Origin of the sequence: Lactobacillus sp. B4007, assembly GCF_026535895.1 — a bacterium.
Lineage (GTDB): Bacteria > Bacillota > Bacilli > Lactobacillales > Lactobacillaceae > Lactobacillus > Lactobacillus panisapium.
In genome coordinates, this window is sequence record NZ_JAFNPA010000001.1 from 286,077 (window position 1) to 309,759 (window position 23,683).

General features: G+C 36.7%; 22 protein-coding genes. 7 read left to right on the forward strand and 15 right to left on the reverse strand.

The window, feature by feature from the left end:
* Positions 1-27 precede the first annotated feature (27 nt).
* The 5 genes from J3U54_RS01415 to J3U54_RS01435 all read right to left on the reverse strand — a co-directional run bounded on the left by J3U54_RS01415 (position 28) and on the right by J3U54_RS01435 (position 4,731).
* The gene (locus J3U54_RS01415; protein WP_103752927.1) at positions 28-645 is read right to left on the reverse strand and encodes a glycerol-3-phosphate acyltransferase; all 618 of its coding nucleotides are present in this window, start codon (positions 643-645) and stop codon (positions 28-30) included.
* Positions 645-1,751 carry an LCP family protein gene (locus J3U54_RS01420; RefSeq protein WP_103752928.1) on the reverse strand — a complete coding sequence of 369 codons (1,107 nt, stop codon included), beginning with the start codon at positions 1,749-1,751 and terminating at the stop codon, positions 645-647. Before J3U54_RS01420 ends, J3U54_RS01415 begins: the two co-directional genes overlap by 1 nt.
* 105 nt (positions 1,752-1,856) lie before the next feature.
* Entirely contained in the window at positions 1,857-2,423 is a 567-nt protein-coding gene (locus J3U54_RS01425) for an aldose epimerase (RefSeq protein WP_103752929.1), read from the reverse strand.
* Positions 2,424-2,755: 332 nt separating this feature from the next.
* Complete coding sequence (locus tag J3U54_RS01430; RefSeq protein WP_220234819.1) at positions 2,756-3,043, reverse strand: type II toxin-antitoxin system HicB family antitoxin; 288 nt, start codon at positions 3,041-3,043, stop codon at positions 2,756-2,758.
* Between the two features lie 248 nt (positions 3,044-3,291).
* A complete protein-coding gene (locus J3U54_RS01435; protein WP_267384677.1) occupies positions 3,292-4,731 on the reverse strand; it encodes an MFS transporter in 1,440 nt (479 codons plus the stop codon).
* 403 nt (positions 4,732-5,134) lie between these two features.
* On the opposite strand from J3U54_RS01435, the gene J3U54_RS01440 reads away from it, so the two are divergent.
* Genes J3U54_RS01440 through J3U54_RS01450 form a run of 3 tightly spaced genes read left to right on the forward strand, consistent with a single transcriptional unit; the run spans position 5,135 to position 9,168 of the window.
* A complete protein-coding gene (locus J3U54_RS01440; RefSeq protein WP_267384678.1) occupies positions 5,135-6,487 on the forward strand; it encodes a purine-cytosine permease family protein in 1,353 nt (450 codons plus the stop codon).
* A 2-nt stretch (positions 6,488-6,489) separates the two neighbouring features.
* Positions 6,490-7,605, forward strand: coding sequence for a DUF917 domain-containing protein (locus J3U54_RS01445; protein WP_103752933.1), 1,116 nt, complete (start codon positions 6,490-6,492; stop codon positions 7,603-7,605).
* The gene (locus tag J3U54_RS01450; protein ID WP_103752934.1) at positions 7,606-9,168 is read left to right on the forward strand and encodes a hydantoinase/oxoprolinase N-terminal domain-containing protein; all 1,563 of its coding nucleotides are present in this window, start codon (positions 7,606-7,608) and stop codon (positions 9,166-9,168) included.
* A 56-nt stretch (positions 9,169-9,224) separates the two neighbouring features.
* Here J3U54_RS01450 and J3U54_RS01455 read toward each other — a convergent pair whose 3' ends face one another.
* The 4 genes from J3U54_RS01455 to J3U54_RS01470 form a co-directional block, all read right to left on the reverse strand.
* Entirely contained in the window at positions 9,225-11,279 is a 2,055-nt protein-coding gene (locus J3U54_RS01455; RefSeq protein ID WP_267384679.1) for a PTS sugar transporter subunit IIA, read from the reverse strand.
* 102 nt (positions 11,280-11,381) lie between these two features.
* Positions 11,382-11,672, reverse strand: coding sequence for a PTS sugar transporter subunit IIB (locus J3U54_RS01460; RefSeq protein WP_103752936.1), 291 nt, complete (start codon positions 11,670-11,672; stop codon positions 11,382-11,384).
* Positions 11,673-11,706: 34 nt separating this feature from the next.
* Entirely contained in the window at positions 11,707-13,104 is a 1,398-nt protein-coding gene (locus tag J3U54_RS01465; protein ID WP_267384682.1) for a PTS galactitol transporter subunit IIC, read from the reverse strand.
* A 21-nt stretch (positions 13,105-13,125) separates the two neighbouring features.
* Complete coding sequence (locus J3U54_RS01470; protein ID WP_267384684.1) at positions 13,126-13,581, reverse strand: PTS sugar transporter subunit IIA; 456 nt, start codon at positions 13,579-13,581, stop codon at positions 13,126-13,128.
* Positions 13,582-13,954: 373 nt separating this feature from the next.
* On the opposite strand from J3U54_RS01470, the gene hflX reads away from it, so the two are divergent.
* The gene (gene hflX, locus J3U54_RS01475; protein ID WP_103752939.1) at positions 13,955-15,220 is read left to right on the forward strand and encodes a GTPase HflX; all 1,266 of its coding nucleotides are present in this window, start codon (positions 13,955-13,957) and stop codon (positions 15,218-15,220) included.
* 120 nt (positions 15,221-15,340) lie between these two features.
* Here the strand turns inward: hflX and J3U54_RS01480 are convergent, their stop codons facing one another.
* The 4 genes from J3U54_RS01480 to J3U54_RS01495 form a co-directional block, all read right to left on the reverse strand.
* On the reverse strand, positions 15,341-16,255 hold the full coding sequence (locus J3U54_RS01480; protein ID WP_103752940.1) for a C40 family peptidase: 915 nt from the start codon (positions 16,253-16,255) through the stop codon (positions 15,341-15,343).
* 167 nt (positions 16,256-16,422) lie between these two features.
* Entirely contained in the window at positions 16,423-17,172 is a 750-nt protein-coding gene (locus J3U54_RS01485; protein WP_103752941.1) for a C40 family peptidase, read from the reverse strand.
* 226 nt (positions 17,173-17,398) lie between these two features.
* Positions 17,399-17,884 (reverse strand): C40 family peptidase, encoded by a 486-nt coding sequence (locus J3U54_RS01490; RefSeq protein WP_103752942.1) that lies wholly within the window; start codon positions 17,882-17,884, stop codon positions 17,399-17,401.
* A 179-nt stretch (positions 17,885-18,063) separates the two neighbouring features.
* Positions 18,064-18,612: a guanylate kinase gene (locus tag J3U54_RS01495; protein ID WP_267384690.1), complete on the reverse strand. Its 549-nt coding sequence runs from the start codon at positions 18,610-18,612 to the stop codon at positions 18,064-18,066.
* Between the two features lie 96 nt (positions 18,613-18,708).
* Here J3U54_RS01495 and J3U54_RS01500 point away from each other — a divergent pair, with 96 nt between their 5' ends.
* From J3U54_RS01500 to J3U54_RS01510, 3 genes are all read left to right on the forward strand, one after another.
* Positions 18,709-19,023, forward strand: a complete 315-nt coding sequence (locus tag J3U54_RS01500) for a DUF2187 domain-containing protein (RefSeq protein WP_103752944.1) — start codon at positions 18,709-18,711, stop codon at positions 19,021-19,023.
* Positions 19,024-19,129: 106 nt separating this feature from the next.
* On the forward strand, positions 19,130-20,647 hold the full coding sequence (locus J3U54_RS01505) for an O-antigen ligase family protein (protein WP_267384692.1): 1,518 nt from the start codon (positions 19,130-19,132) through the stop codon (positions 20,645-20,647).
* A 206-nt stretch (positions 20,648-20,853) separates the two neighbouring features.
* Complete coding sequence (locus J3U54_RS01510) at positions 20,854-21,828, forward strand: DUF3644 domain-containing protein (protein WP_220220196.1); 975 nt, start codon at positions 20,854-20,856, stop codon at positions 21,826-21,828.
* A 348-nt stretch (positions 21,829-22,176) separates the two neighbouring features.
* On the opposite strand, the gene J3U54_RS01515 is transcribed toward J3U54_RS01510, so the two are convergent.
* On the reverse strand, positions 22,177-22,797 hold the full coding sequence (locus tag J3U54_RS01515) for an LVIS_2131 family protein (RefSeq protein ID WP_220234832.1): 621 nt from the start codon (positions 22,795-22,797) through the stop codon (positions 22,177-22,179).
* Positions 22,798-22,887: 90 nt separating this feature from the next.
* Positions 22,888-23,463 carry a hypothetical protein gene (locus J3U54_RS01520; RefSeq protein WP_267384701.1) on the reverse strand — a complete coding sequence of 192 codons (576 nt, stop codon included), beginning with the start codon at positions 23,461-23,463 and terminating at the stop codon, positions 22,888-22,890.
* Positions 23,464-23,683 lie beyond the last annotated feature (220 nt).

Below are 23,683 nucleotides of genomic sequence, written 5' to 3' on the forward strand. Positions count from 1 at the left end.
GTCCTCACTAAAAAATGATGCTATCAATTATTGCACTTTTATCCCCAATTTTTTCTTAATTGAGTATAAAACATCAACTTTTTTGCCTTTACCCGTTAAAAAGTCAACTAGATCATGCCTAAACTTAAAGGTCATGATTAGTGTAATGAATAATAATACGATGCCGGCTTCCTTAACTTGAGTTAATTCATAAAGGCTGAATAATAAAATAAAAACTAGTGGCGGAAGCGTCAGATTTTTTAAAACAATCATTAGTATTAGCGCAATAAGTAACGTTACAGCTGCAGCCCGAACATCATAGATTGCTGCAAACCAAACAGCTACAGTCACGCCTTTACCGCCCTGAAAATGATCCCAAAAAGGAAAACAGTGGCCTAAAACTAATCCAAGACCTGCATATACGAGTGCAATTTTTTCTGTTAAAAGATGGTGTACAAGTAGCAAACAAATAACAGTTTTGGCAATATCGCCAATGCAGGTAATTATACCCCATTTTTTACCAAAAACAGCACCAACATTTGCAGTTCCCGGGTTACCCGAACCAACTTTGGTGGGATCCTGATGCAAGCCCAACCGACATACTAAGACGGCGAATAGCAAGCAACCAAAAGCATACCCAATTAGAGTGGCCCACAATCGTAGCATTAATTTTCACCTTCTTCCTGTTGATCCAAATAATCTTTGTAGATATTATAATCTTGCGTTGCAGGATTGGTAAAATCAAAACCATGACGTTTGTTGCGTTTATTTTGGTAAGTTTCATTGTTATTGACTGTCATCGGCTTAAGCCCTAATTCGGCGCGTAAATAATTCGAAACGCGTTGCAATTCAGCAGTCGATTGTACCTGGTAAGAAGCACCATCAATTGTAGCATTATGCCCGTGTAAATAGTCATTTTTGACATTCTTAGTCGAACCACGGTAATTAAAGACAATTTGCTTTACAGCATCAAAAGGCAAGTTCGTTTTTACATTACCCGAAATAGACGATAAAACAGAGTCCAGTTGCGTCAACGTATTTAAAGACACTACCTTATTAATTAAAGTCGTGATAACTTGGCGCTGCCGCTTTTGCCTGCCATAATCCCCTTCAGGGTCATCATAACGCATTCTTGAATAGGCTAAGGAGCCGCCTCCTCCCATATGAGTTAACTGGCCTTTCTTAAAAATATAGCCACCATACTCAAAGCTAAGTGTTGGCCGAACATTAATCCCACCAACATAACGAATTAGGCGCATAATTCCCTTCATGTTAACCAGTGCATAGTATTTAATGGGAACATTAACTAATTCTGAAATACTGTTCATAGTCATTTTGGCACCACCAATTGGATAAGCAGCATTGATTTTTTCAATCTCAAACTGCTCTGCACCAACCATTTGCGCCATTGTATCACGCGGAACAGACATTAATGTATACCGCTTTTTTTGCGGATTAACAACTGCAATAATGATTGTATCCGTATTGCCGATTTTTTCCTTACGATCAAGTGCACCCGTATCAGTCCCCATCAGTAAGACAGCGAACTTCTTTTTACCATCAAATTCGCCCTTTTTAATTTGAACGTGATTATTGCTGTCATAGGTATTATCAACTGCGTTCTTTGTTCGAAGATAAACATAAGACGAGTAGCAGACAGCAGCAATTAAAGCCAGACTGATGAAAAACTCTAAAATATGCCGTCTTTTTTTGTAATTTTGTTTATTCACTTCAACCCGCGTCTTTGCCGGGTGGTTATCGTTGTGATCCATATTTTCTTTTATTTACCCAATTTTTACATACAATGAGTACATTATAGCAAAAAAACAAACCGCTGTCGGTTTGTCTATAATATCTTATTAAAATCATTAATTTATTTAACTTAATGTAAGAGTTAGTGTTAACTCCACGTCGCTATCACCGTCAAGCTTAGCTTTATCAAGCATGGCAACGATCTGTTTATTTTTAATTGCTAAGTCAAAATTAGTAGATGCAAGCTTAATTGTTACATCCTTTTTGCTTAACTCAATTTCGTTCACATTTTCACTTTCTGTCCAACCGTTGCTGATTGGCAAAGTAAATAAAACAGAAAATGGCATCTCCTTATGTGAATTATTTTTTAAATAGTATTTAATTGTGACGCGATTGCCTTCAAGTATGTAAGACAAGATTGCTTCAAAATGATATGGAAACCTTTTGTAGCTCGCACTATCATCAATCAAAGCTAAACTAACCCGTGCATCTCCTTTATCGACAACAGTCCAAGGCAAAAGCTCAGCCCAATTTTCACCTTGGTCATCACCCATAAAGGCAATCCCTAACTTCTTCTGTGAGTCGCCATCTTTGAAATAATCAATTTGATTATGTTGTGATACAAAATTAACTAATTGTGCATCCTTTTCATCAACAGCAGCACGCAGAATAGAACTTTCTATTGTTTGCATAGCTTACTCCAAACTTTCTCCCTCATAGAAAATAGCACGTAAATGGCACTTATGTCAATTCAGGCACGAAAGTCAATAATTTTTTAGCAAAAAAATTTATTTGATAGAAGATTATACTATAAAATTACTCAATAATGAAAGAAAATAGAAAATACCCACTAAACGTTAGCTTGGCAACATTTTTTTACAGCCTATTTTTAAAGAAAATTGCCTAAATTATTAGCAAAAAGCACTTTAATATACTATAATATGTTTGTTCCCGAGAATTATAATTAGTTTTTGGAACAAGTTAATAAAAAGGACACCCCAAGGATTTGGGGTGTCTTTTTTAGCTAAATTTTATAATTAATTCGATCACGTGAGGCCTCAGTTAAATCAGCTGAAACTGGAGCAACAAAAGAACCATCATCAGGAAGATGAATCTCGCTTTCTTTACTACATTTTGGTAATTCAACTTTATTATACAACCTGCTAGCTAAGGTATCGGCAGCCATTTTCATTGACTCGCGCAAACCTTCGCCTTCAGTAATTCCACCTTTAACATCAGGAAAATTAATTACATAAACATTATTTCCTAAGGGCTTAAAAATAGCTAAATAAGTTACAATTCTATGGCTCATCTACCAAACCTCCTCAATCTCGCTTGGTTTATTCTTACCTATATACCATCATATACCTAAAATAGTGCTTAGAAGAAATAATTATGAAAAAATTATTGTTTATCTTATTTTTTGTTAGATATTTTCCATTTTGTTAACTAGGCGAATACCAGCCATTTCGGACACTAATTTTTAAATTTAACGCAAAAAATGTTGCTGCATTTCTGCACCAACATTTTTTCTTTAGCATATTTTTAATAAAAAAGCAATTACTTTTGTGCGTTTTTTTTAAATAAGCGCCAACCACTTAAAATAACAGTTATGAGGCAAATAATCATTGAAATCATGAAGACAACATGCATGCCGTAAATGAAAATTTCTGGTTGTTTAGGCAAATATGCGGTAACCCGTGCACCCTTAGCATGACTCATTGCAGCAAATAAAATCGTCGTTGCACTTGAAATACCAATTACCATTCCCAAATTACGTGACAGGGAGTTAATACTGCCGGCAACACCAAGGTCTTTTTGTTCAACTGAGCTCATTACCAAAGAATTGTTCGGTGAACTAAAGATACCACTACCAAGCCCCATAATAGCGATGCTCACAATGAACAGCCAAATGGACGAGTGCAGATTGCACAGACTGTAACCGATTTGACTGATTAGAAGTAGTACTAACCCAATGAAGGTAATTAATTTTGGTCCAATCTTGTCAGAAAGCGTACCGGCAACTGGTGCGGCAAAAAGTTGAACTACTGGTAAAATCATCAAAATTACGCCTGCTTGGCTCGGTGCCAAATGAAGGGCATTTTCAAGATAAAATGGCGTAACAACATTAAAGAAGAAGTTCGTGATAAAGATTAATAATGCACACAACAAGCTGACTGAAAAATCAGGATTTTTGAACAGGTTGAATTGCAACAACGGATTAGTTGTATGATTTTCAACATAAACAAACCAGACAACACTAGCTATACCAACGATTAACATGACTAAAACAGGCATTGCGGTAAAGCCAAGTTGCTGACCTAAGAATACGCCACCAAACAAGGTAACCATCCCCAAGGCAAAGCTGAATGAACCAGTCTTATCAAGCGGTGCATTAGTAAAGGTAATGTCTTTTGGTAGGTAAATTGCACCAATAATAGCAGCAATAATACCGACTGGAACATTTAGCCAGAAAATATATGACCATGAAAGATGGCTTAAAATTAATCCGCCAAGGCCAGGTCCGGCAATTGAACCCAAGGCCACAAATGAACCAATAGTTCCTAGTGCCTTCCCGCGTTCAGTTGATGGGAAAATTTCGGTGATAATTCCATTATTAGTTGCCATCGTCATTGCAGCACCAAACGCTTGCAATGCCCGGGCAGCCAACAAAAAGACTAGATTAACCCTTAAACCTGATAACAGTGAACCAGCAATAAAAAAAATTGCTCCCAACCGGAAAATTTTGATTTTTCCGTGAAGATCACTTAATTTGCCAAAGAACAGAATAAAACTGCAGACTACTATCAGGTATAAGGAAACAACCCATTCCGACTGGCTCATTGGAATATGCAGGTCATTACTAATTACCGGTAATGCGATATTAACAATTGTTCCGTCTAAAGTTGACATAAAGGTAAATAACCCAACTGCCACCAATATCCACCATCTATTTTTTTGCACCTTTTGGTTAGTTTGGTAACTTAAAGTTTGTGTCATTCTTACCAATCCTCTCAATTTTCAAATTTAGTTAGGTACCTTAATGATCTAAATTATACACTTTTTTTCTTAGGTGCCAAGAAAAAATACGGCCATATTATATGATGTGACCGCTTACTTTTATAAGTAGCTGTAAAAGCCTTGAGGCTGTAGGTAATTCAGACCATTATTTTAATGGTTAAACCCAAAAATTTGTCTATCTTTACTTTCAATAAATCTCTTAATATTGGTATGGGCTTACTTAAATTTTAATTTTTATCCTTCAATACAATGCTATTAAAATTAATTTTACTTTAAAAATAAGTGTTGACATAATTAATTTGCTAATCTAAACTTTACTTAATTATAATTTTATTAAAAATTAATATACATTATTAACTACTTTGATAGAAAGAAGAAACGGATGATGAGCATACAAAGAAAAAATACAACAAATGAAGACATTTATGACGATTATTCTACTCAGCGCTTTCCAGAAAATAAACGTGATCCGATGTGGAAAGTTTTAATGGTTCAAATTGGTGGCTTTGTAGCTCTAAGTCAGTTTATGCTTGGCGCAGAACTTGGTTACGGCATGACCTTTCACGACGCTGTGTTAGCAACTATTTTAGGTAGTGTGATTTTACAATTTATCTCTTACGGTCTTGGATTAGCTGGCCAGCGCGAAGGACTACCAACCAGCTTACTGTCAAAGTGGGCCGGATTTGGTACATTTGGCTCAGCAATCGTTGGGCTTACTTTTGCAATTAGCTTAATAGGCTGGTTTGGAATTCAAAATTCCGTATTTGCTCAAGGGGTAGTTCAAATCCTAAACTCAATCACCCATCATAATATTAATTATCAGTTAATTGCCACAATAACAGGGCTACTAGTCACTTTTTCTGTAATTTTCGGATTTAAAGGTTTGAGCTGGACAACCAATATTTCAATTCCCGCTTTTATCGTTGTTATGGGTTTTGCTACTTATAATATGCTAAAAGGCAATAGCCTTAACCATTTGGTAACAATGGCTGCTCCGGGAGCGGCTATGGGATTAGGAGCTGGCATCACAATGGTTACTGGTAATTTTATTGTAGGTGCAATTATTATGCCAGACATAACGCGAAGAACCAAAAATGGACGCGATGTTTTTTGGGTCTGTGTAATTGGAACACTTGTTGGCGAACTAGGCGTTAACGTAATTGGAGTGTTAATGGCTCATGCAATTGGCTCTAAGGAAATTATGCCTATCATTTATCAGCTCACTGGAGCATTGGGAATCGCTCTTATCGTTTTATCATCGGTAAAAGTTAATGATATGAATCTTTATTCAGCTAGTTTAAATGTAGTTAATTTTTTTAGACAAGTTTTTAAGGTTAATCTAAATCGTTCAGTTATGACCGTTATCACTGGAATTTTAGGCACAATTTTATCAGTGATTGGATTAATTGATAAATTTCAAGGGTTCCTTACCATTTTGGGAGTAGTTTTCCCCCCAATTGCCGCAATTATGTTTGTTGATTATTGGATTCTAAAAACCGATCGCAAAAGTCTAGCCATTAGTCGGACCAAAGGTGAATTACCAAAGACTTCTTCAAAATTACCAGTAATGACTATTGTTGCTTGGATTAGTGGCATTTTAATTGGGCAGTTTGTCACCTGGGGAGTGCAATCGCTCAACGTTTTAATTTCGTCGGGTTTAATTTACTACCTAGGCAACCTAATAATTAGAAAAGCAAGCAAGCAGTTTACTAAAAATAAAGAATTGGAGGATTAATTTTGAGTAAAGAAATAAATATTAGTGATGTTAAGCAAATTGCCATTGGAGCTGCACTGCTTGGCTCTGGAGGTGGTGGTAATCCATTTATTGGAGAATTAATGGCAATTTCTGCCATTAAAGAGCACGGTCCAGTGACCCTACTAGAGCCAAGTGAATTTCCAGAAGACGAACTATTTGTGTCTGCTTCAAATATTGGTGCCCCTGCAGTTTCAATGGAAAAATTCCCAAACGGTAACGAATTTCCAAATGCCTTTAAAATTTTTGAACAATACTATGGCAAAAAAATTTACGGCACATTTCCAGTTGAAGCTGGTGGCATTAATTCAATGATGCCAATCGTGGCCGCTGCTAAGATGAATATACCAATAGCCGATGCTGATGGTATGGGACGAGCTTTCCCAGAATTGCAAATGTCTACATTTGTTTTAGCAGGACACTCGGTAACACCAATGGTATTATCAGATGAACGCGGCAACACTTCACTAATTAATACACCCGATTCTTTTTGGGCTGAAAAAATAGGAAGAAACTTTACTGTCCAAGTTGGTGCAACTTCTTCAAGCGCAAGCGACTCACTCACCGGAAAAGAATTACGAGAAGCTGGGGTTTTAAACATTGTCAATCTCAGCCAAAAAATAGGCCAGTTAATTCAACATGCAAATGATTTTGACGCAATTGACACTGCACTAGCTAAGTTATTGCAACTTACCCATGGTTATAAATTAATGACTGCAAAAATTACTGATATTTCGCATATTACTAAAGGCGGTTTTAACTTCGGTGAAATTACTCTTGATGGCTTAAATGAAAATGAAGGCCAGACTGGTAAAATTTCTTTTCAAAATGAAAACATTATTATGGAACTGAATCAACAAGTTGTAGCAACTGTTCCCGATTTGATTACTATGATTGATTTAGAAACCTTACAACCTATTACTAATGAGGAAGTTCATTACGGTAAAAGAATCATAGTTTTAGGACTACCAGCAAACAAAAAGTGGCGGACCAGTGCCGGAATTAAACTTGTTGGCCCACGGTACTTTAAGTACGATGTTGACTATATCCCAATTGAACAGCGTTTTATGAATTATCAAAAGAAGCAGGAGGAGAAATAAGTGTACAAGTTAGGAATCGACGTGGGTGGAACTAACACTGACGCTGTGGTTTTAGATGATCAATTAAACGTCATTACTTCAACCAAAACCCACACAACTAAAGACGTTGCAACTGGAATCAAAAATGCTATTCACGAAGCCGTTAGCAGCTATAACATTGATCCAGCTCAAATTAGCCAAGCAATGTTAGGAACAACTCAGGCTACCAATGCAATTGTTGAAAGAAAAAATCTTGGTAAAGTTGGCGTTCTTCGGATAGGCTATCCTGCAACCGCATCAATTTTACCGTATACAGAATGGCCAGCAGATATTAGCCAAATTTTATCTAATCGTTACGCCCTAATTCATGGAGGATATGAGTTTAATGGTGACCCCATTGTCCCATTTTCAGAAAAAGAAGTACTTGGTAAATTAGCCGAATGGAAAAACCAAATAGACAGTCTAGCGGTAGTTGGTGTGTTTTCTTCTATTAATGATGATCAGGAAAGACGAGTAGTTGAATTGGCACACGAAGTTCTAGGAGATGATTTTCCGGTTTCTACCTCATCATCAATTGGTTCAATCGGTTTAATTGGGCGTGAAAATGCTACAATTTTAAATGCTGCTCTAAATAAGGTTATCAAAAATGTTACCAATGGTTTTTCAAGTGCGTTAATTGAAGAAAACATCGTTGCTGCCAAAAAATACCTGTGTCAAAACGACGGAACACTGATGTCAATAGAATACGCAGCCAAATACCCTATTCTAACAATTGGTAGTGGGCCAACTAATAGTATACGTGGTGCTGCTTACCTATCAAAGCTAAAAAATGCTCTAACTATTGACATTGGTGGAACCACATCTGATATTGGTGTGCTTAGTAATGGATTCCCACGCGAATCTTCTAAGGCTGTTACGGTTGGCGGAGTGCGAACTAACTTCAGGATGCCTGACGTATTATCTGTCGGCCTAGGTGGTGGGACAATCGTTCGTGTAGCCAATGATGGCAACATAACCATCGGCCCAGACAGTGTGGGCTATGCAATAACTGATAAAGCGATTGTTTTTGGCGGTGATACTTTAACTACGACAGATATTGCTGTTAGATTAGGTCTTTGCCAGATTGGTAATCCTAAACTAGTAGAGAAAATCCCTCTAGAAACTGCCCGCGAAGTAATGAAAAAAATTGCTGGTATTTTAGAAGATGGAATTGATCAAATGAAAACCAGTGCTGAAGATGTCAATGTTATTTTAGTTGGTGGCGGAGCAATCATTGCCCCACCAAAATTAAATGGTGTGAAACGGATAATTAAAAATAAATTCGGTGATGTTGCTAATGCAATTGGTGCAACTATTGCCAACATTGGCGGAGAATATGAAAAAGTTTATCAGTATGCTCAAATTGAGCGTACTGCTGCATTAGCCGATGTTAAAAAGCAGGCTACTAGCCAAGCCATACTTGCTGGCGCAAAAGCAGATTCAATTAAGGTAGTCGAAATTACAGAAGTACCCTTGGCTTACGCTCCGGGTGATACGACTCGGGTTAAGGCAAAGGTCGTTGGTACAATCAACAATACAATTTAAGCAATTAATTTGCCAGTTAAAAAGCGCTCATTTTGCAATGAACGCTTTTTAATTATTTAGTAAAACGATAATAAGAATTGGCGCACTTCCTGCGGTGACTTAGCCTTCAATAGACGATTAATGTTTTCCTGGTTTCTTACAATGTCTACAAGTTGTTCAAGTGCTTTTTCGTGTTCTTTTTCTTTTCCCGGTGAAAGGACAAACATGCATGTTACCCAGGCAGATTCCCCACGTGAACAAATTTCTAATGGCTGATCGAGTAAGATTAATGATAAGCCAACTTTCTTATTGCTATTACTTGGGGCAGCATGGGCCAAAAAAATGTTATTGGCAATTAACATATACGGACCATAACGATTAATCAATTGAACAATTTTTTTAAAATAAAATTGGTCGATGATTTCGTCTTGTTCAAGTAAATTACACCCCCATTTTAAAACCGTCTGCCATTTGAGTTGATCTTTTTTCCGCAAAACTTTAATGTGCTTAGCCGGTAAAAGACAGCTCAGCGTGGGCAAGTCTGCTTTATCATTTTTTTGTAAACCCGGAAAAATAAATTTATCCAGGCTAAGCCGTAAGCCCTTTTCATCTTTTACATCTGCATATTCATTAATAATGGAAACCAAGCTGTTTACTGCGCTAGCATTATGCTCAAGTTTACGTGGTACTTCCTGGCGCAAAAAACTGTCAATAATTGTCTGGTCATGCTTAGTTAAAACGGCTTTGACCTTTACGGCTGGAATGGGATATTTGCCCTTAGGCAAAGTCGTGGTACTAATAATCAGTTTGGCCTGGTAATTATGTTGGAAAATTTTAGCCAAATCGCGAATTTCTAGCGGTAAAGAAAACTTGATTAGCGGATAAGTTTTACTAAGCTCGTGGTATAGCATCGCTGACGTCCCAATCCCGCTCGAGCAAACCACTAAAACTTCGGCGAGCAATGCCCGTTTTAACTTATCACTTTCCGTAAATTCCCGGTATTCCCGATTATTGACCGAACCAAAATAAAGACAAATCAAGGCAACTTCTTCACTAGGTAATTTTTTCTGTAAATAATGCTCTAACGGAGCACAAGCAATTGCCGTAAATTTGATTAACACGGGATACTGCCACTTAATCTCATCAACCTCACTGGAAGAAAACGGGATACCGAATTTTACCCGGAAAAAGGTTGCATAGAGATGATTACACAAAGTCTTAGTAAACACGCGGTACGAAATTTGCTGTTCAGTTAATTGTTCGTAGCGAAAGATTATTTCCTGAGCAATATTATTAATATCGTGGTACAAATTTTTATTAATACAATCAACTTCTGTTGCCTGGGAGCACAAGAAAATTTTACTGAGAAAAACAATTTCTCCTTTAAACTCCTTATTGCCACCAAGTTTAACAAGTAATTTGGTACAGGTAGGCAACACATCTTTAGTATTTTGAGCTATCCACTGCCAGTTTTCACTTCTATCAATAGTTTGATTGTGCGTGATCCGCCACTTAGTAAACAACAACAGGTACGTTAGTTGCTGCAGCGAATTTTCAGAAAAGCTCATGTGCAGTTGTTGCTGCGCCTTGATAACCAATTCCTTGGCTTGAGAAAATGAATAATTTAAGCGATTGATAAAAGCATAAACGAGTTTGTCTTGCCGCAATAATAATTCATAAACTGTCAGCCGAATAGAGTTTTCATCACTAATAATACGGTGTCCTAAACGCGAACTGCCGATTTTTAGTGCCGGAAAATGCCGTTTAAGAGCCTTAAAGTCCTTAATAATGGTATTGCGAGAGCAATGAAACATCTTAGCTAATTGATTAATTGACAGGTAATGCTTTTGATCCAGCAGTAACAAAATTATCTCAGTTTGCCGCTCATGCGCATTTAAAATGGTTTCATGACCCATCTGCGGCGATGACACCTTCGCAATTTTTTGCGTAAGACTTTTCTTAGTCCGGTCAGTTAGTTTATAGCCGTAACGCGGAATATTAACTACTTGATCTAATTTTTGCGCTTGAAGCTGCTGATTAATTGTTTTCAACCAGTTAAAAGCCGTCCGTCGTGAGATTTTAAAAGTGGTTAAGATTTCTTTCAAACTCACAAACCCAGGTGCTTTTGCCAAATAGTTTAATAACTCCCGAGCTCTTGTTAAACTGGCAAAATTGCTTGCCGTCACATTAATCACCCTTTAAATGCAGTAGTATAAGAATTTAACAGCCTTAGATTACAAATCTAACTTATCGATTACTTCATCAATAACTTGGTCAATCCCAATATTGGTTAAAAGCGGCAAACCATTAATGACGGGAATTTTAACCGCATCATTATCATATTGCGTCGTCGTAATAACTAAATCGTAGTCCCCAGCTAATGATTCAATCTGAGCCACAGAAGATTGCCCTAAAGTATATTCATCTTGCGCTATTCCCCTGTTAGCTAGTTCTTCTTGCAGCTTATTCATTGCTGATGTGCTAGTAACAACACCAGCTCCACATGCAACTAAAATCTTTTTCATCTGTTTTCTCCTTTATCACTGTTTATAATTAAAACTATTTCTTGTTTTGGTTAGCAGCTGCTGCCTTTTCTTCTGCAGTAATCTTTTTACGATTCCACCAGCATAAGCCAATAATTAGCACAATCCCAATTGCATATGCCGCAATTTTATAAGGTGCGATTTGAACAATTAACCAAGGATATGGGTTAGAACCGTAATCAATACTTGAAATGAGGGATGAACCTTTTGGAATGGCAAAGTGGGCTGCACGGGCACACTTAGTTATTAATGGTGCCAAATTAGTCCCGATCCAAAGACCAATAATGACATTAATGGCCCCGATAATAAATGATCTAAAGAAATCTCCATGGGTGATTGAAACTATCAGTGGAAACATGAAGACAAAGCCGACCAATCCAATCGTTGGTAGAAACTGGTTGCCTGGCAAAATAAAGGCGAACAACAATGCTACTGGAATCATTAAAGTGGCACAGGCTAAGACGACTGGACTACCAATTCCGACAGCAGTGTCCATTCCAATGTAAATCTTTCTTTTACCGGCAAATTTTTTCTGGGTAAATGACTGAATTGCATCAGATACGGGAACAACCCCTTGCAAAAGCAAGGCAGCCATCTTTGGTGTAATAATCATCACAGCTGACAAAGTAACGCCCATTAACATGATTTTGCCCAACTTAGTTGCAATGGACATCCCTGGAATAAAGCCATAAGCAAGAATGCCAATGATAATACCGATGGCAAAACCAAGCAATGTAGGTTCTCCCCATGAGCCAAATTTCTTATTAAAATCCTTGGCATCCATATGGATTTTATTGATACCCGGAATCTTATCGATTAACCAGTTAAAAACAACTGCAATTGGCACAAACGAACCAGCATAGCCGTGGGGAATGGAAATTCCTGGTAAGCCCAAGTATTTTTCCGATAATGGTGCAGTTCTGTCAGCAGTTACCATGATTACAATCATATTAACACTAGCTAAAAATAGACTGAGTACGATATCTTTGGTTAAGGCATAAACTAACGAGCCACTAAAGGCAAAATGCCAAAAATCCCAGATATCCACGTCAATGGTTGACGTAGTTTTCGTCACCAACATCAGAATGTTAATGGCAATTCCCAAGGGAATCATACTAACACCAACCGCGGTGCCGTATGCAATCGCTGAGGCTGATGGCCAACCGACATCAATTACCTGCAAGTTCAAATGCATTACTTGAATCATGTTCTTAATCGCAGGATTCATGACATCGGTCAAAATTGAAACGGTGGCGTTCAGACCGATAAAGCCAATGCCGACCATCAAACCACCACGTAACGCTTTAGTAAAAGGCACTCGCACGCAAAGTCCAAAGATTAACATAATTATTGGAATTAGGACGGTAGGCCCTAAGCCAACAATATACATAATGAAATCAATTACCGGTTTCATAAATAATTCCTCCCAATCTTCTTACTTAATATATTCAGATACAGCTTCATATAGTTTCTGCTGATCCGTCATTTTCTCTAACCGCTGCAAAAGTTCTTGGTCTTGAAACAATGTCATTAATTTTTGCAGTATTTTAACCTGACTATGCGGATTTTTTAGCGCCAACATAACAATAATCTGAACATTGACCGTTTCGGCAGTAACCGCCATATTATGAAAGGCTACCGGTCTTGCCAGCGTCGCAAATGTAATTGCCGCCTCTTTAACATACTGAACATCAGTATGGGGAATCGCAACTGCAATCTTGCCACTTGGCAGACCTGTTGGATGAATCTGCTCGCGCTTAAGAACTGCTTGCTCGAAATCAGCCTTAACCTTTCCTTGTTTTTTTAGCTGACCCGCCAGAAAATGAAGGGCTTCAGTAGCATTATTTACTTTAAGATGCGCAAAAACTAAATCTGAACTTAAAAGTTCCATTAATTCACCTCCATTCTTTAGGTCATTTCACCGTTAATTTAATCATTACCACTTTTCCGTGATAAGTCTCTGGTGCCAGTAAAATTCGGTGCAACTAATGCACTAGCAAATGTTGGTGATAAGTTACGTGCTTTTTTCTCAGACCATATTTAGAATAAATTTCGCCAAAATTAAAAAATCACATCTAATTGATATGATTTTTTCCTATTATATTTATACTTGTTGCTAACCATCTTTTTGGTAAAGTTGCACTTTTGTATTACAATTAAGCTAACCTAATTTACATAAAGGAGATCGTGATCATGAGGATTATTACAAGCAAAATCGCTAGATAAAATGTCACTAAAAGATTTAAACATAAAAAGAGGACTACATGATCGATAACACACCTCATAAAACCAAAGCTTATATTGCTGGCGTTAACTTAAATGACCCTAATTTTGATTACTATCTGGCTGAACTGGCTAACTTAGCGGAAGCAGCTAATATGGAAGTGGTTGGCCAATCACGGCAAAACCTGGAACATGTTGTTGCTGGCACCTACTTTGGTCTCGGTAAAATAAATGAAATTAAGGATATGGCCCGTGGCTTAAGGGCGAAAGTTCTTATTTTAAATGATGAATTAACTCCCGTCCAAATCCGTAATTTAGAAAAAATGACTAAGTTGCGGATTATTGATCGGACAGAATTAATCTTGGAGATCTTTTCAAGTCGGGCGCGAACCAAACAAGCTAAATTGCAAGTTCAGCTTGCAAGGCTAGAATACGAATTGCCGCGTCTGCATCCATCAGAAAATAACCTTGACCAGCAACGCGGCGGTGGCTTTGCTAACCGTGGTGCCGGTGAATCAAAACTAGAATTAAACCGACGGACAATCGGGAAGCAAATTGCCGTTATTAAAAAAGAGCTGAAGGAAATTGCGGGACAAGAAGAAATTAAGGCCAAAAGACGGAATCAAAACCATATTCCCAAGGTTGCCCTGGTTGGCTATACTAATGCCGGTAAATCAACGACGATGAACGGCTTACTAGCAGAATTTACCAAGGAAAACGGCGAAAAGCAGGTTTTTGTTAAGGACATGCTTTTTGCAACCTTGGACACCAATGTCAGACGGATTGAGCTAAACAATAATTTTAGCTTTATCCTATCCGATACAGTCGGTTTTATTTCTAAATTGCCTCATAATCTGATTGAATCATTTAAGGCCACTTTACAAGAAGTTAAGGATGCTGATCTACTAATTAACGTAGTTGATTCGTCAGATCCAAATATGATTCAAATGATTCGCACTACGCAAAATGTTCTAACTGAGATTGGCGTTAAAAATACTCCGATGATTACGGCTTACAATAAAGCAGATAAGTCTGAACGTCATTATCCGCAAATTGAAGGCAGCGGAATTTTATATTCAGCTATTGATCCAGAATCAATTAAATTGCTGGCCAATTTAATTACTAAACGAGTTTTTGCCAATTACCAACAAGTTAACTTGCTCTTGCCGTTATCGGCTGGCAAGCCGCTGGCTGACTTGCACGAAAATGCTCAAATTATTGCCGAGAATTATCGCGCAGACGGTGTTCATATTACCGCCAGACTAGCACCAGAAAAACAGCAACAGTTTCAAAATTATATAATCTAACTAAAAAAGGCTTTATTCTCAATTACTGCAAACAGTCATAATTAAGAAATAAAGTCTTTTTGTTTTTATATTTAACTAGTTAAAAAAAGACTGCTCATTATCGTCAGTCTTTTTTATTTATTATTGAATTACACGCTTAGCAATGCACGGATAAAAGTAAGAACTAAGCGTTTGTAACACTACTCCCGTATCTGGTGTTGAGGCGTGGATATATTGATTATTGCCAATATAAATGCCAACATGATACGGTGCATCAACTGAGCCCCAGTATAATAGGTCACCTGGCTGTAACTGATCCATGGCAACGGTCGTTCCAACCTTAACTTGATCAGTTGTCACACGTGGTAATTGAACACCTGCAACCTTGTTATAAATTGACTGGACCAGGCCCGAGCAATCATAATTATCAGGGCCATTACCACCCCAGGCATAACCTTTGCCCAATTGTGACTTAGCCAAATTAACAACGGCTTGCGCACGTTGAGCTGCACTACCTGTTACGGCTGGGACTGTTGCAGTTGGCAACTTGCTTGGAGCCGGTTTTGGTGTCTTGTTATTACTGGTGACACTAACTGGCTTAGGCGTTTCCTGCTTATTCAGTTTTGGTTTTGCGGCCTGAGCCTGATTCATTGGTTGCTTCTTTTGCTTTTTAGCCTTCTTGGCCTTTTTCTTTGGCTTTGCGGCTATCTGCTCGGTTGCAGCCTGATTAGCTGATTCTTCATCATCCAAATCCTCGGTATAACGCGCCTCGATCCATTCGTTGTCGCCAATTTTATACCAAAGTTTACCCTTTTTATCGACTGCAGTTTCAGCAACATTCCACTTGCTCTTATTTTTAGCACGGAAATTAATCAGCTGGCCGCCTTGATAATTTGTCCAAATTTTTACCTCTTTACCAGGTAAATAGTTTATTTGAACACGTTTGACCGGAGCTTTTAGTGTTGCCGCATCTACCGTTTTTTGTGGTGCCACCACGGCAACGCCCGTTAACGTGAGAGCAGCCGCAAGACCCATTTTCAAAAAATTACGCTTCATCAAATTCAATCTCCTTTTGGTAGCTAGATGTGGTCATTAATTAGTACTCCACTTTATTTTAGACGCTTAAATTTATTTATCAAGTTACATCCATTAAAATAGTAATAAAAAAACACCTAGATAAATTTCTAAGTGCTTTTGCTTTAGTTATTTAATATTTTCTGCAACTAGTTGAGAACACGTTTGGCAACTGAAGGATAAAAATATGAACTAATACTGTCTTTAACAACACCTTGTGCAGGAGTTGCAGCATGAACATATTGATTATCGCCCACGTAAATGCCTACATGATAAGGAGAAGATGCAGAACCCCAGAACAATAAATCACCTGGTTTTAGGTTCTTAAGGGAAACAGTCTTTCCTTGTTTAATTTGTGAGTAAGTAGTGCGGGAAATTTCCTTACCGGCAGCCTTGCTGAAGACATATTGTGCTAAACCTGAGCAGTCAAATCCATTAGGCGTATTACCACCCCATGCATAAGCCTTGCCGACTTCTGCGTTAGCCAAATTAACAACTTTAGCAGCTTGTTTTGAAGAAGATGTAACATTTTTGCCGACCATACCTGCTTGGCTTGCTTTTTTAGCAACATTGTCATCATTTGCATCTACCGTGTAACGGGCCTGAATCCATTGATTTTCACCAATTTCATACCAAGTTTTGCCCTTAGCATCAATTGCTGAACTGATAACATCAACAACTTCACCATGCTTAATTCTATTTCCTGTGAAGCTAGGATTATTATAATTGTCCCAAATGTTGATACCATAGCCAGGAACATAATTAATTTTAACTTTAGTAGTTGCAGCTGCAACTTGGTGAGCCGTGGAATTTGAATTAGTAGCGTTTGCAACCCCTAAGCCAGTAATGGTTAAAGCAGCTGCAGCAGTAAATTTTACCAAATTACTCTTAATCTTCAAAATCAAATTCCTCCCGTGTTACATCTTCAATAGTATTTACACATTTTTTATCTCATGATCTCTACATCACAAGTTTAATTTTACTCGTGTTATATTACAAAAATGTTACAGAAGTGATACCAGAAAATAAAAAAAAGCCCTTCCAGAACCGGCGTTTCTATATGGGACCTCTTAATGACTGTTTTACATGTAAAAAGAAAATTGGTTGAGTTTAAGTAGAGAATAATTATTCAAGCACGCGCTTAGCGGCTGAAGGATAAAAGTAAGTACTGATTGATTGTTTTAACACACCTTGATCGGGAGTTGCGGCGTGAACATATTGATTACCACCGACATAAATACCAACGTGATATGGAGATGTAGCTGATCCCCAGAAAAGAAGATCACCCTTTTTCAATTTCTTCATTGAAACTCTTTTACCAAGTGTAACTTGTGAAAAAGTAGTACGTGGTAAAACTGTTCCACCCGCTGTTTTATAAACATATTGAACCAAGCCAGAGCAATCAAAAGCCGAAGGACCATTTGCACCATAAACGTAACCTTTGCCTACTTGCTTTTTAGCTAACTTAACAACAGCATTACGCTTCTTGGTTACTGAACTGGCATCAACATCAGTTGTAGTAGCTGCTGTAACTGTGGTTACAGTGGCAGCGCCAGTAAAAAATAATGATATAAATGCAACTAACTTGATTAAACTATGTCTGTGTCTCAAAACTAATCTCTTTCTCCTTATCAATATTTCTTTTTACTTTGACGAGTACAATTTTTTGATTGCACTCAATTTGTACCTGACAATCTATATAGTACTCATCAAATGTTACACATTCATGTCAAATGAGCTACAAAACGTTAAGAATTTTTTTAAAAACACAGTCCAACCAGTAATAATGTTTAAGCGCTTAACAAACTACTTACGATATCATCAAGCTTTTTCTCGGTTTCATTCCAATTATCATTCACTATAATATGTGCATCTGCCTTTAGTTTTTTTGGTAAAGTATTCAATTCGCTACCGCTCAAGCGCTCCGCAATCTTGGCGGGATCATCCCCTCTTTTTATCAGCCGATCCTTAAGCTCTTTTTTCGAACTAGTCGTTACATATAAGAAATATACCTGCTGATTGATGGCTTTTAAATAAGAGGCTGCACCCTTGATATCAACAATTAATGACACTAACTGGTGCTTTTCCCACGCTTCTTCCAGTGCCTCTTTACTTGAGCCATACTGATAAGAACCATATTTAACATGTTCAAAGAAATGCAGCTTGTTAAAACTGGCATCACTTTCAAAATGGTAAGAGGTGTCTGGACTTTCTCCTTGGCGGATTGGTCTAGTAGTATGGGTCAAAACCCGCGGAATGTTGAACTTTTTGGTTAAATATTCAGAAATTGTTGTCTTACCAGCGCCACTGGGGCCAGCAATTAAAATTAATTTTTGCAAAATCCAGGCTTCCTTTACTTGAAAACAGTTTACTTTTATAATAATATCTTTCTATTATAATTAAACACGGGGAAGAGAGGAAGTAAAAAACTAACCATGAAGAAAACTGAAGTAAAAATAGATGACATTCTTAGCGCAAAATCAGAAGAAGAACTTACTAAACCATTTCTAGGTAAAGTAGAAAAAATTTACGAAAATTCTGCCCTGTTGAAGATCATTGACTTTGATGAAGCCGACGAAACAGCTGTTAGCGACTTAAATGAAAAAATTGTTGTTAACTTTAAGAACTTGAAGGCTGCACCTAAACGTAAGATTAAGGAAATTCAAGCTAAGGCTAAAAGTGATGTCAAAGTAGAAAAAATTGCCAAAGCAAAAAAGACCACTGATGACGCTGACAAAGAATCCAAGTAAAAAGATATTTTTTAAAAAGCAGTGAATAAAATTCACCGCTCTTTTTTTTTGCTTGGTTTTTGCCTAAAATTAAACTAATATCAATAATCATTAATGGAGAAAACAAGTGAAAGAAAAAGCAAGAACCATCTTATTCTGGTTTATTTTAATTCAACCTTTTTTAGACTTATATTGGTTTTATCATGGTACCCTGGCAACTATTTTGCCATTTACATTACCAACTATTATTCGCATTTTAGTAGTTGGTGTCCTGATTTGTCTCTTTTTCAGCCAGAAACAGTCCTGGAAAAAATTGACAACCAAAAAATGGCTGCTAGTTTATTTAGTCTTATTAACCATCTATTCAGCGCTACATTTAATTCATGTTCGCAATTTTACGAGTGTTAATCCCACTAACTACGGCTACTCAAGTAGTGGTGAACTCTTTTACTTAATTCGGATGGTTTTACCGTTAATCGTTCTCTTTTTAACTACTGAGCTCGATTTTGGTGAAAAACAGTTGCGCCAGGTAATTGAAGGCGTCTCTGGATTGTTTTCAGGGACAATCGTCGTGTCCAACCTATTTGTAATTTCACTCAAATCTTACGAAACGGGAACAATCAGTGCTAATATTTTTGCTTGGTTTTTTAATTCGAATATTGGCTACTCGCACATGGCTTCCAAGGGCTTTTTCAACTTTACCAATATGATTTCGGCCGTTTTATTCATGCTTGTACCGCTAATGGTCTATTATTTATTCACTAACTTTAACTGGTTAACTATTACTCTTAATGTTGTCCAAGCATTGGCAATGATTGAAATAGGGACAAAAGTTGCCGCAATTGGCCTTTTAGGTGGCATCTTTATTAGTTTAGTACTATTTATTTTCCATAAATACGTAATTAAAGACGTGCAGAAAGGTGGCTGGCCGTTTTTGGTAGCCGGCTTAATTATGCTGGGCTCACTAGCAATTCTACCTTTTGGGCCAGCTATTCAGCGCTATAATTACGAAATTTATTTAGCCAAGCAATCTGATCACGATTTAAGTTCAGAAAAACGGGAGTTAGCAGCGGGACTGAAGAAATATCCTACTGGTAAAAAGCGGGAAGACTTCTTACGTGCTTTTATTAAGCACAACTACCAGGCTTACGCCTTAAATCCCAAATTTGTTTTTCACAGCTACCCATATCAATACGATCCCGAATTTTGGTTAAAAATTATTAATCAGCCCGGGCAAGTCCGCATGGAGAACCGCTATCTTGAAAAGGCAATGCTTAACCAGGTGGTCAAAACTAACGATAATCGGCTGGATAAATATTTCGGCATTTCGTATACACGCGAAAACAATATTTTTAACTTAGAGCGTGATTTCTCGGCACAAATTTATTCACTTGGCTTCATTGGAATGATCTTGTTTGTGGGACCTTATCTTGCCACGATTTTATACGGGGCTTATAAGTGGCTGCGTTTTAAATCTGCCCGAACCTACTTAGTAAGTTCGCTTCTTGCGTCCAGTTGTTTTATCCTATTGGCAGCTTTTTCATCTGGCAATGTCATCGACTTTTTAACTGCAAGCTTGATTCTTGCCTTTATTCAAGGCAACTTATTGATTCAAGTACGAAAACAAAAACAAAAATATCTTTAATACCATAATTAGGCAGATTACAATAATAAGACTTTTGCTATTTTTAACTTTAATTAGTTTTAAACAGCCCGAATGGTCGACTTACCTTATTTCAAACTCAATATTGCGCTTTCAAATTAGATATATTAAATTTAATTTAGCATGTTATTTTTAATTACTGCTACTTCTAATATTTATATAAAGATTTGGAGGAGAAACAAGCTAATATGGAAGATATAACTAAGAGAATGGTCGACAAAAGTATAGAAGCTTTCATTATGGGAATAGAAATATATAATAAACCAACAATTAAATATCGAATTGAAGGGTTTAGCTTTTTCATCTGTAATGCTTGGGAATTAATGCTTAAAGCTAGAATGCTAAAGCAACAGAAAAGTATTTATTATAAAGATAAATCTGATCGCACCCTCAGTCTAAATGAAGTCTTAAAACAAGTTTATCCTGACAAAAATACCAAGATAAGACTAAATCTTGAGAAAATAATCGAATTAAGAAACATTAGCACTCATTACATCACAGAAGATTATGAGGTTAAATATGCTCCTCTTTTTCAGGCTTGCGTTCTAAACTTTATCAAACAAATTATGCGTTTTCACAAAGTTGATATAACTAAATATATTTCCCAGAACTTCTTAACAATCGCTACCAGTTATGAACCATTAACAAATGGTCAAATAAGATTAAAATATCCACCTGAAATTGCAGAGAAATTCATTCAGAAGGGAAATGAAATTGATGTTTTAAGTAAAGAGTATAATTCTGATAAGTTTTCAATTGATGTTAAGCAAAGCCTTCACATTACAAAAAGAAAATCTGAAGCAGATTTCACTATTGCAATTGATAAAAACTCAAAAAATCATGCATCTATCATTAAGGATTTTAAAGATCCGTCAGATACACATAAGTACTCATATAAAAGTGTAATTACTGCAGTACAAGAAAGATTAAAAAAAGAAAAAATAGTATTATCATATGAAAAGGGATTTAATTCCTATGTTTTAAATTTAGTAATTGATTTTTATCATATAAAAATCGATAAGAAATATGCATATCAGCACGTAATCGGAAATCAGCATAGCTACACATACTCAGAACAATTTATCGAATTCATAGTAAACGAGATTAAAAAAGATCCTAAAAATTATGTAGCTAGTCTTAAAAAAGGCAATAAAAAAAGATAACCCCAGGCACATAGGAATGCTCAATGCGCTTTTCGTGCATCTACCCCATTTCGGGACCCAGCGTTCATCCTTCACAAGTTATCTATGTTATGTTTATCCTAAATCTATTTATTGAAAAAGTAAACATTTTTGTAACAGCTTAAACAATTTTAATAAAAAATTATTTCTGATAAACCAAAGAGTATCTTGAATCACAAGATACTCTTTTAATTTAAAACTTTAAATTAAGTTTCGTAAAACTGTTCAGCATTAACAATAAAATTAAGTGTTGCAGACTAGCTATTTATTTTATTTCTTAGAGCTAGATGACCATTTAAACCGTGCAGGTCCAATTGTCGTTCTTTAAGCTTATTTTTCTTTGATGAACGAAGCATCTGGAATTCGAATTAAATAATATTGCGTAGCTGTGTGACCGGCATGCAAGCCAAGCCCGTTTTGCCAAACCTTTTTATACGTCGCCGTATAAGTTGCAACATAAGCACGCTGATATTTACGGTCCATTTTCTTAAGCTGGCTCTTTTGGTATGGTATCCGCGAAGCATTTAAGTCTAACGGACTTTTACCATATGCCACTGTAGCAAAGTCACTCGAAACTTGCGCCTTGCGCCCAGCACGATAATAGGTATAAGTTTGCGTACTAATTTTTTTCTTCTTTGAATTAATCGTCACATAACTTGAATTACCCGAACCCGTATTCATTACTAACGGTTGATACGTAATTTTTGAGCTAATCACGCTTTTATCCTCTAAGTCCGGGTTATCAAGCATTGTCTTATTAAAGAGCCAAATAATGCCGACTAAAAAAACTGCTACTTCGAGCAGATCAATCAAAAAATTAGTCCAGCTAAACTTCTGGTGCTTCTTAATAATCATCGTAATCCGACGCTTACGAATATTTTGAATAATAAAAATGAAATATAAAATGGCAATAACCCACAATAAGATGCCCAGTAGATTCCAGCTAAACATAACTTCCTCCTGTAATAGTCTTCATTATATTGTAAAAAGCCCTGCTTGAATAGTGCAAAAAAGGTTAATTGCTTATTAAAAGTAATGTGCTTACTTTTTTGCTTTAGCTTTAGTCGTCGTCTTTTTGACCGTTTTTTTAGCGGCTACTTTTTTTGTGGTCGGCTTTTTAGCGGCCGGCTTTTTAGTCTTCGCTACAGGTTCAGGCTTCTTGTATTCACGTACCTGGCTTAATTTTGCCATAATTGCTTCTACCAGCTTATCAATTACCTCATCTTCATTTTGAGTAATTTCCTCTTCAGTTGCAATTTGATCAATGCGAAAATTAGAGGCATTCAAAAACTCCGACTGCGTTTCAAAGTAAACAAATACCGAATAGTCCTTTTCTTCCTCAAAGAAATTGGCAATTTTTTTATAATTGCTGTAAGGCAAGTTGATAATATTGTTTTCTAAGACGAACGTGACCGGTCTTTGCCCCGTCACTTCAAGTGCAACGTGGCTTAAGGAATTATGCTTGATCGCTGCCGCAGTTTCTTTAATCATTTTAGTCGCCAGGCTTTTAACCTTGGTCTTGGACTTGCTAATATCTGCGTATTTGACAGTTTCTAAATCCTGTAAGTAGTCCTGTTGTTCAATTTTAGTAGTTAAATCAGTTAAGTTAATCTTCAAAATAAAAAAATCCTTTTATAAATTAGTTATCAGTCTTCTATACGATACTCAAATTCAGCGCCAAAAACAATTTATTTTTATTTCTTTTAAAATTATTTTTAAAGAACATTCGTTTTAAAAAAACAGGTGTTAAGGTAATCCGAATTGTCCGTTTTTACTAAAAGATACTTGTTTTATCGACTTTGTGAAGTGATATAAAATAACAAAAATGCCCCTAAAT

What these genes read in the sequence shown, in the direction of transcription:
- J3U54_RS01430 (WP_220234819.1), bottom strand. Translation starts at nt 3,043, where the DNA reads ATGAGCCATAGAATTGTAACTTATTTAGCTATTTTTAAGCCCTTAGGA.
- J3U54_RS01415 (WP_103752927.1), bottom strand. Translation starts at nt 645, where the DNA reads ATGCTACGATTGTGGGCCACTCTAATTGGGTATGCTTTTGGTTGCTTG.
- hflX (WP_103752939.1), top strand. Translation starts at nt 13,955, where the DNA reads ATGATCGATAACACACCTCATAAAACCAAAGCTTATATTGCTGGCGTT.
- J3U54_RS01420 (WP_103752928.1), bottom strand. Translation starts at nt 1,751, where the DNA reads ATGGATCACAACGATAACCACCCGGCAAAGACGCGGGTTGAAGTGAAT.
- J3U54_RS01480 (WP_103752940.1), bottom strand. Translation starts at nt 16,255, where the DNA reads ATGAAGCGTAATTTTTTGAAAATGGGTCTTGCGGCTGCTCTCACGTTA.
- J3U54_RS01465 (WP_267384682.1), bottom strand. Translation starts at nt 13,104, where the DNA reads ATGAAACCGGTAATTGATTTCATTATGTATATTGTTGGCTTAGGGCCT.
- J3U54_RS01515 (WP_220234832.1), bottom strand. Translation starts at nt 22,797, where the DNA reads ATGTTTAGCTGGAATCTACTGGGCATCTTATTGTGGGTTATTGCCATT.
- J3U54_RS01460 (WP_103752936.1), bottom strand. Translation starts at nt 11,672, where the DNA reads ATGAAAAAGATTTTAGTTGCATGTGGAGCTGGTGTTGTTACTAGCACA.
- J3U54_RS01435 (WP_267384677.1), bottom strand. Translation starts at nt 4,731, where the DNA reads ATGACACAAACTTTAAGTTACCAAACTAACCAAAAGGTGCAAAAAAAT.
- J3U54_RS01425 (WP_103752929.1), bottom strand. Translation starts at nt 2,423, where the DNA reads ATGCAAACAATAGAAAGTTCTATTCTGCGTGCTGCTGTTGATGAAAAG.
- J3U54_RS01440 (WP_267384678.1), top strand. Translation starts at nt 5,135, where the DNA reads ATGATGAGCATACAAAGAAAAAATACAACAAATGAAGACATTTATGAC.
- J3U54_RS01510 (WP_220220196.1), top strand. Translation starts at nt 20,854, where the DNA reads ATGGAAGATATAACTAAGAGAATGGTCGACAAAAGTATAGAAGCTTTC.
- J3U54_RS01500 (WP_103752944.1), top strand. Translation starts at nt 18,709, where the DNA reads ATGAAGAAAACTGAAGTAAAAATAGATGACATTCTTAGCGCAAAATCA.
- J3U54_RS01470 (WP_267384684.1), bottom strand. Translation starts at nt 13,581, where the DNA reads ATGGAACTTTTAAGTTCAGATTTAGTTTTTGCGCATCTTAAAGTAAAT.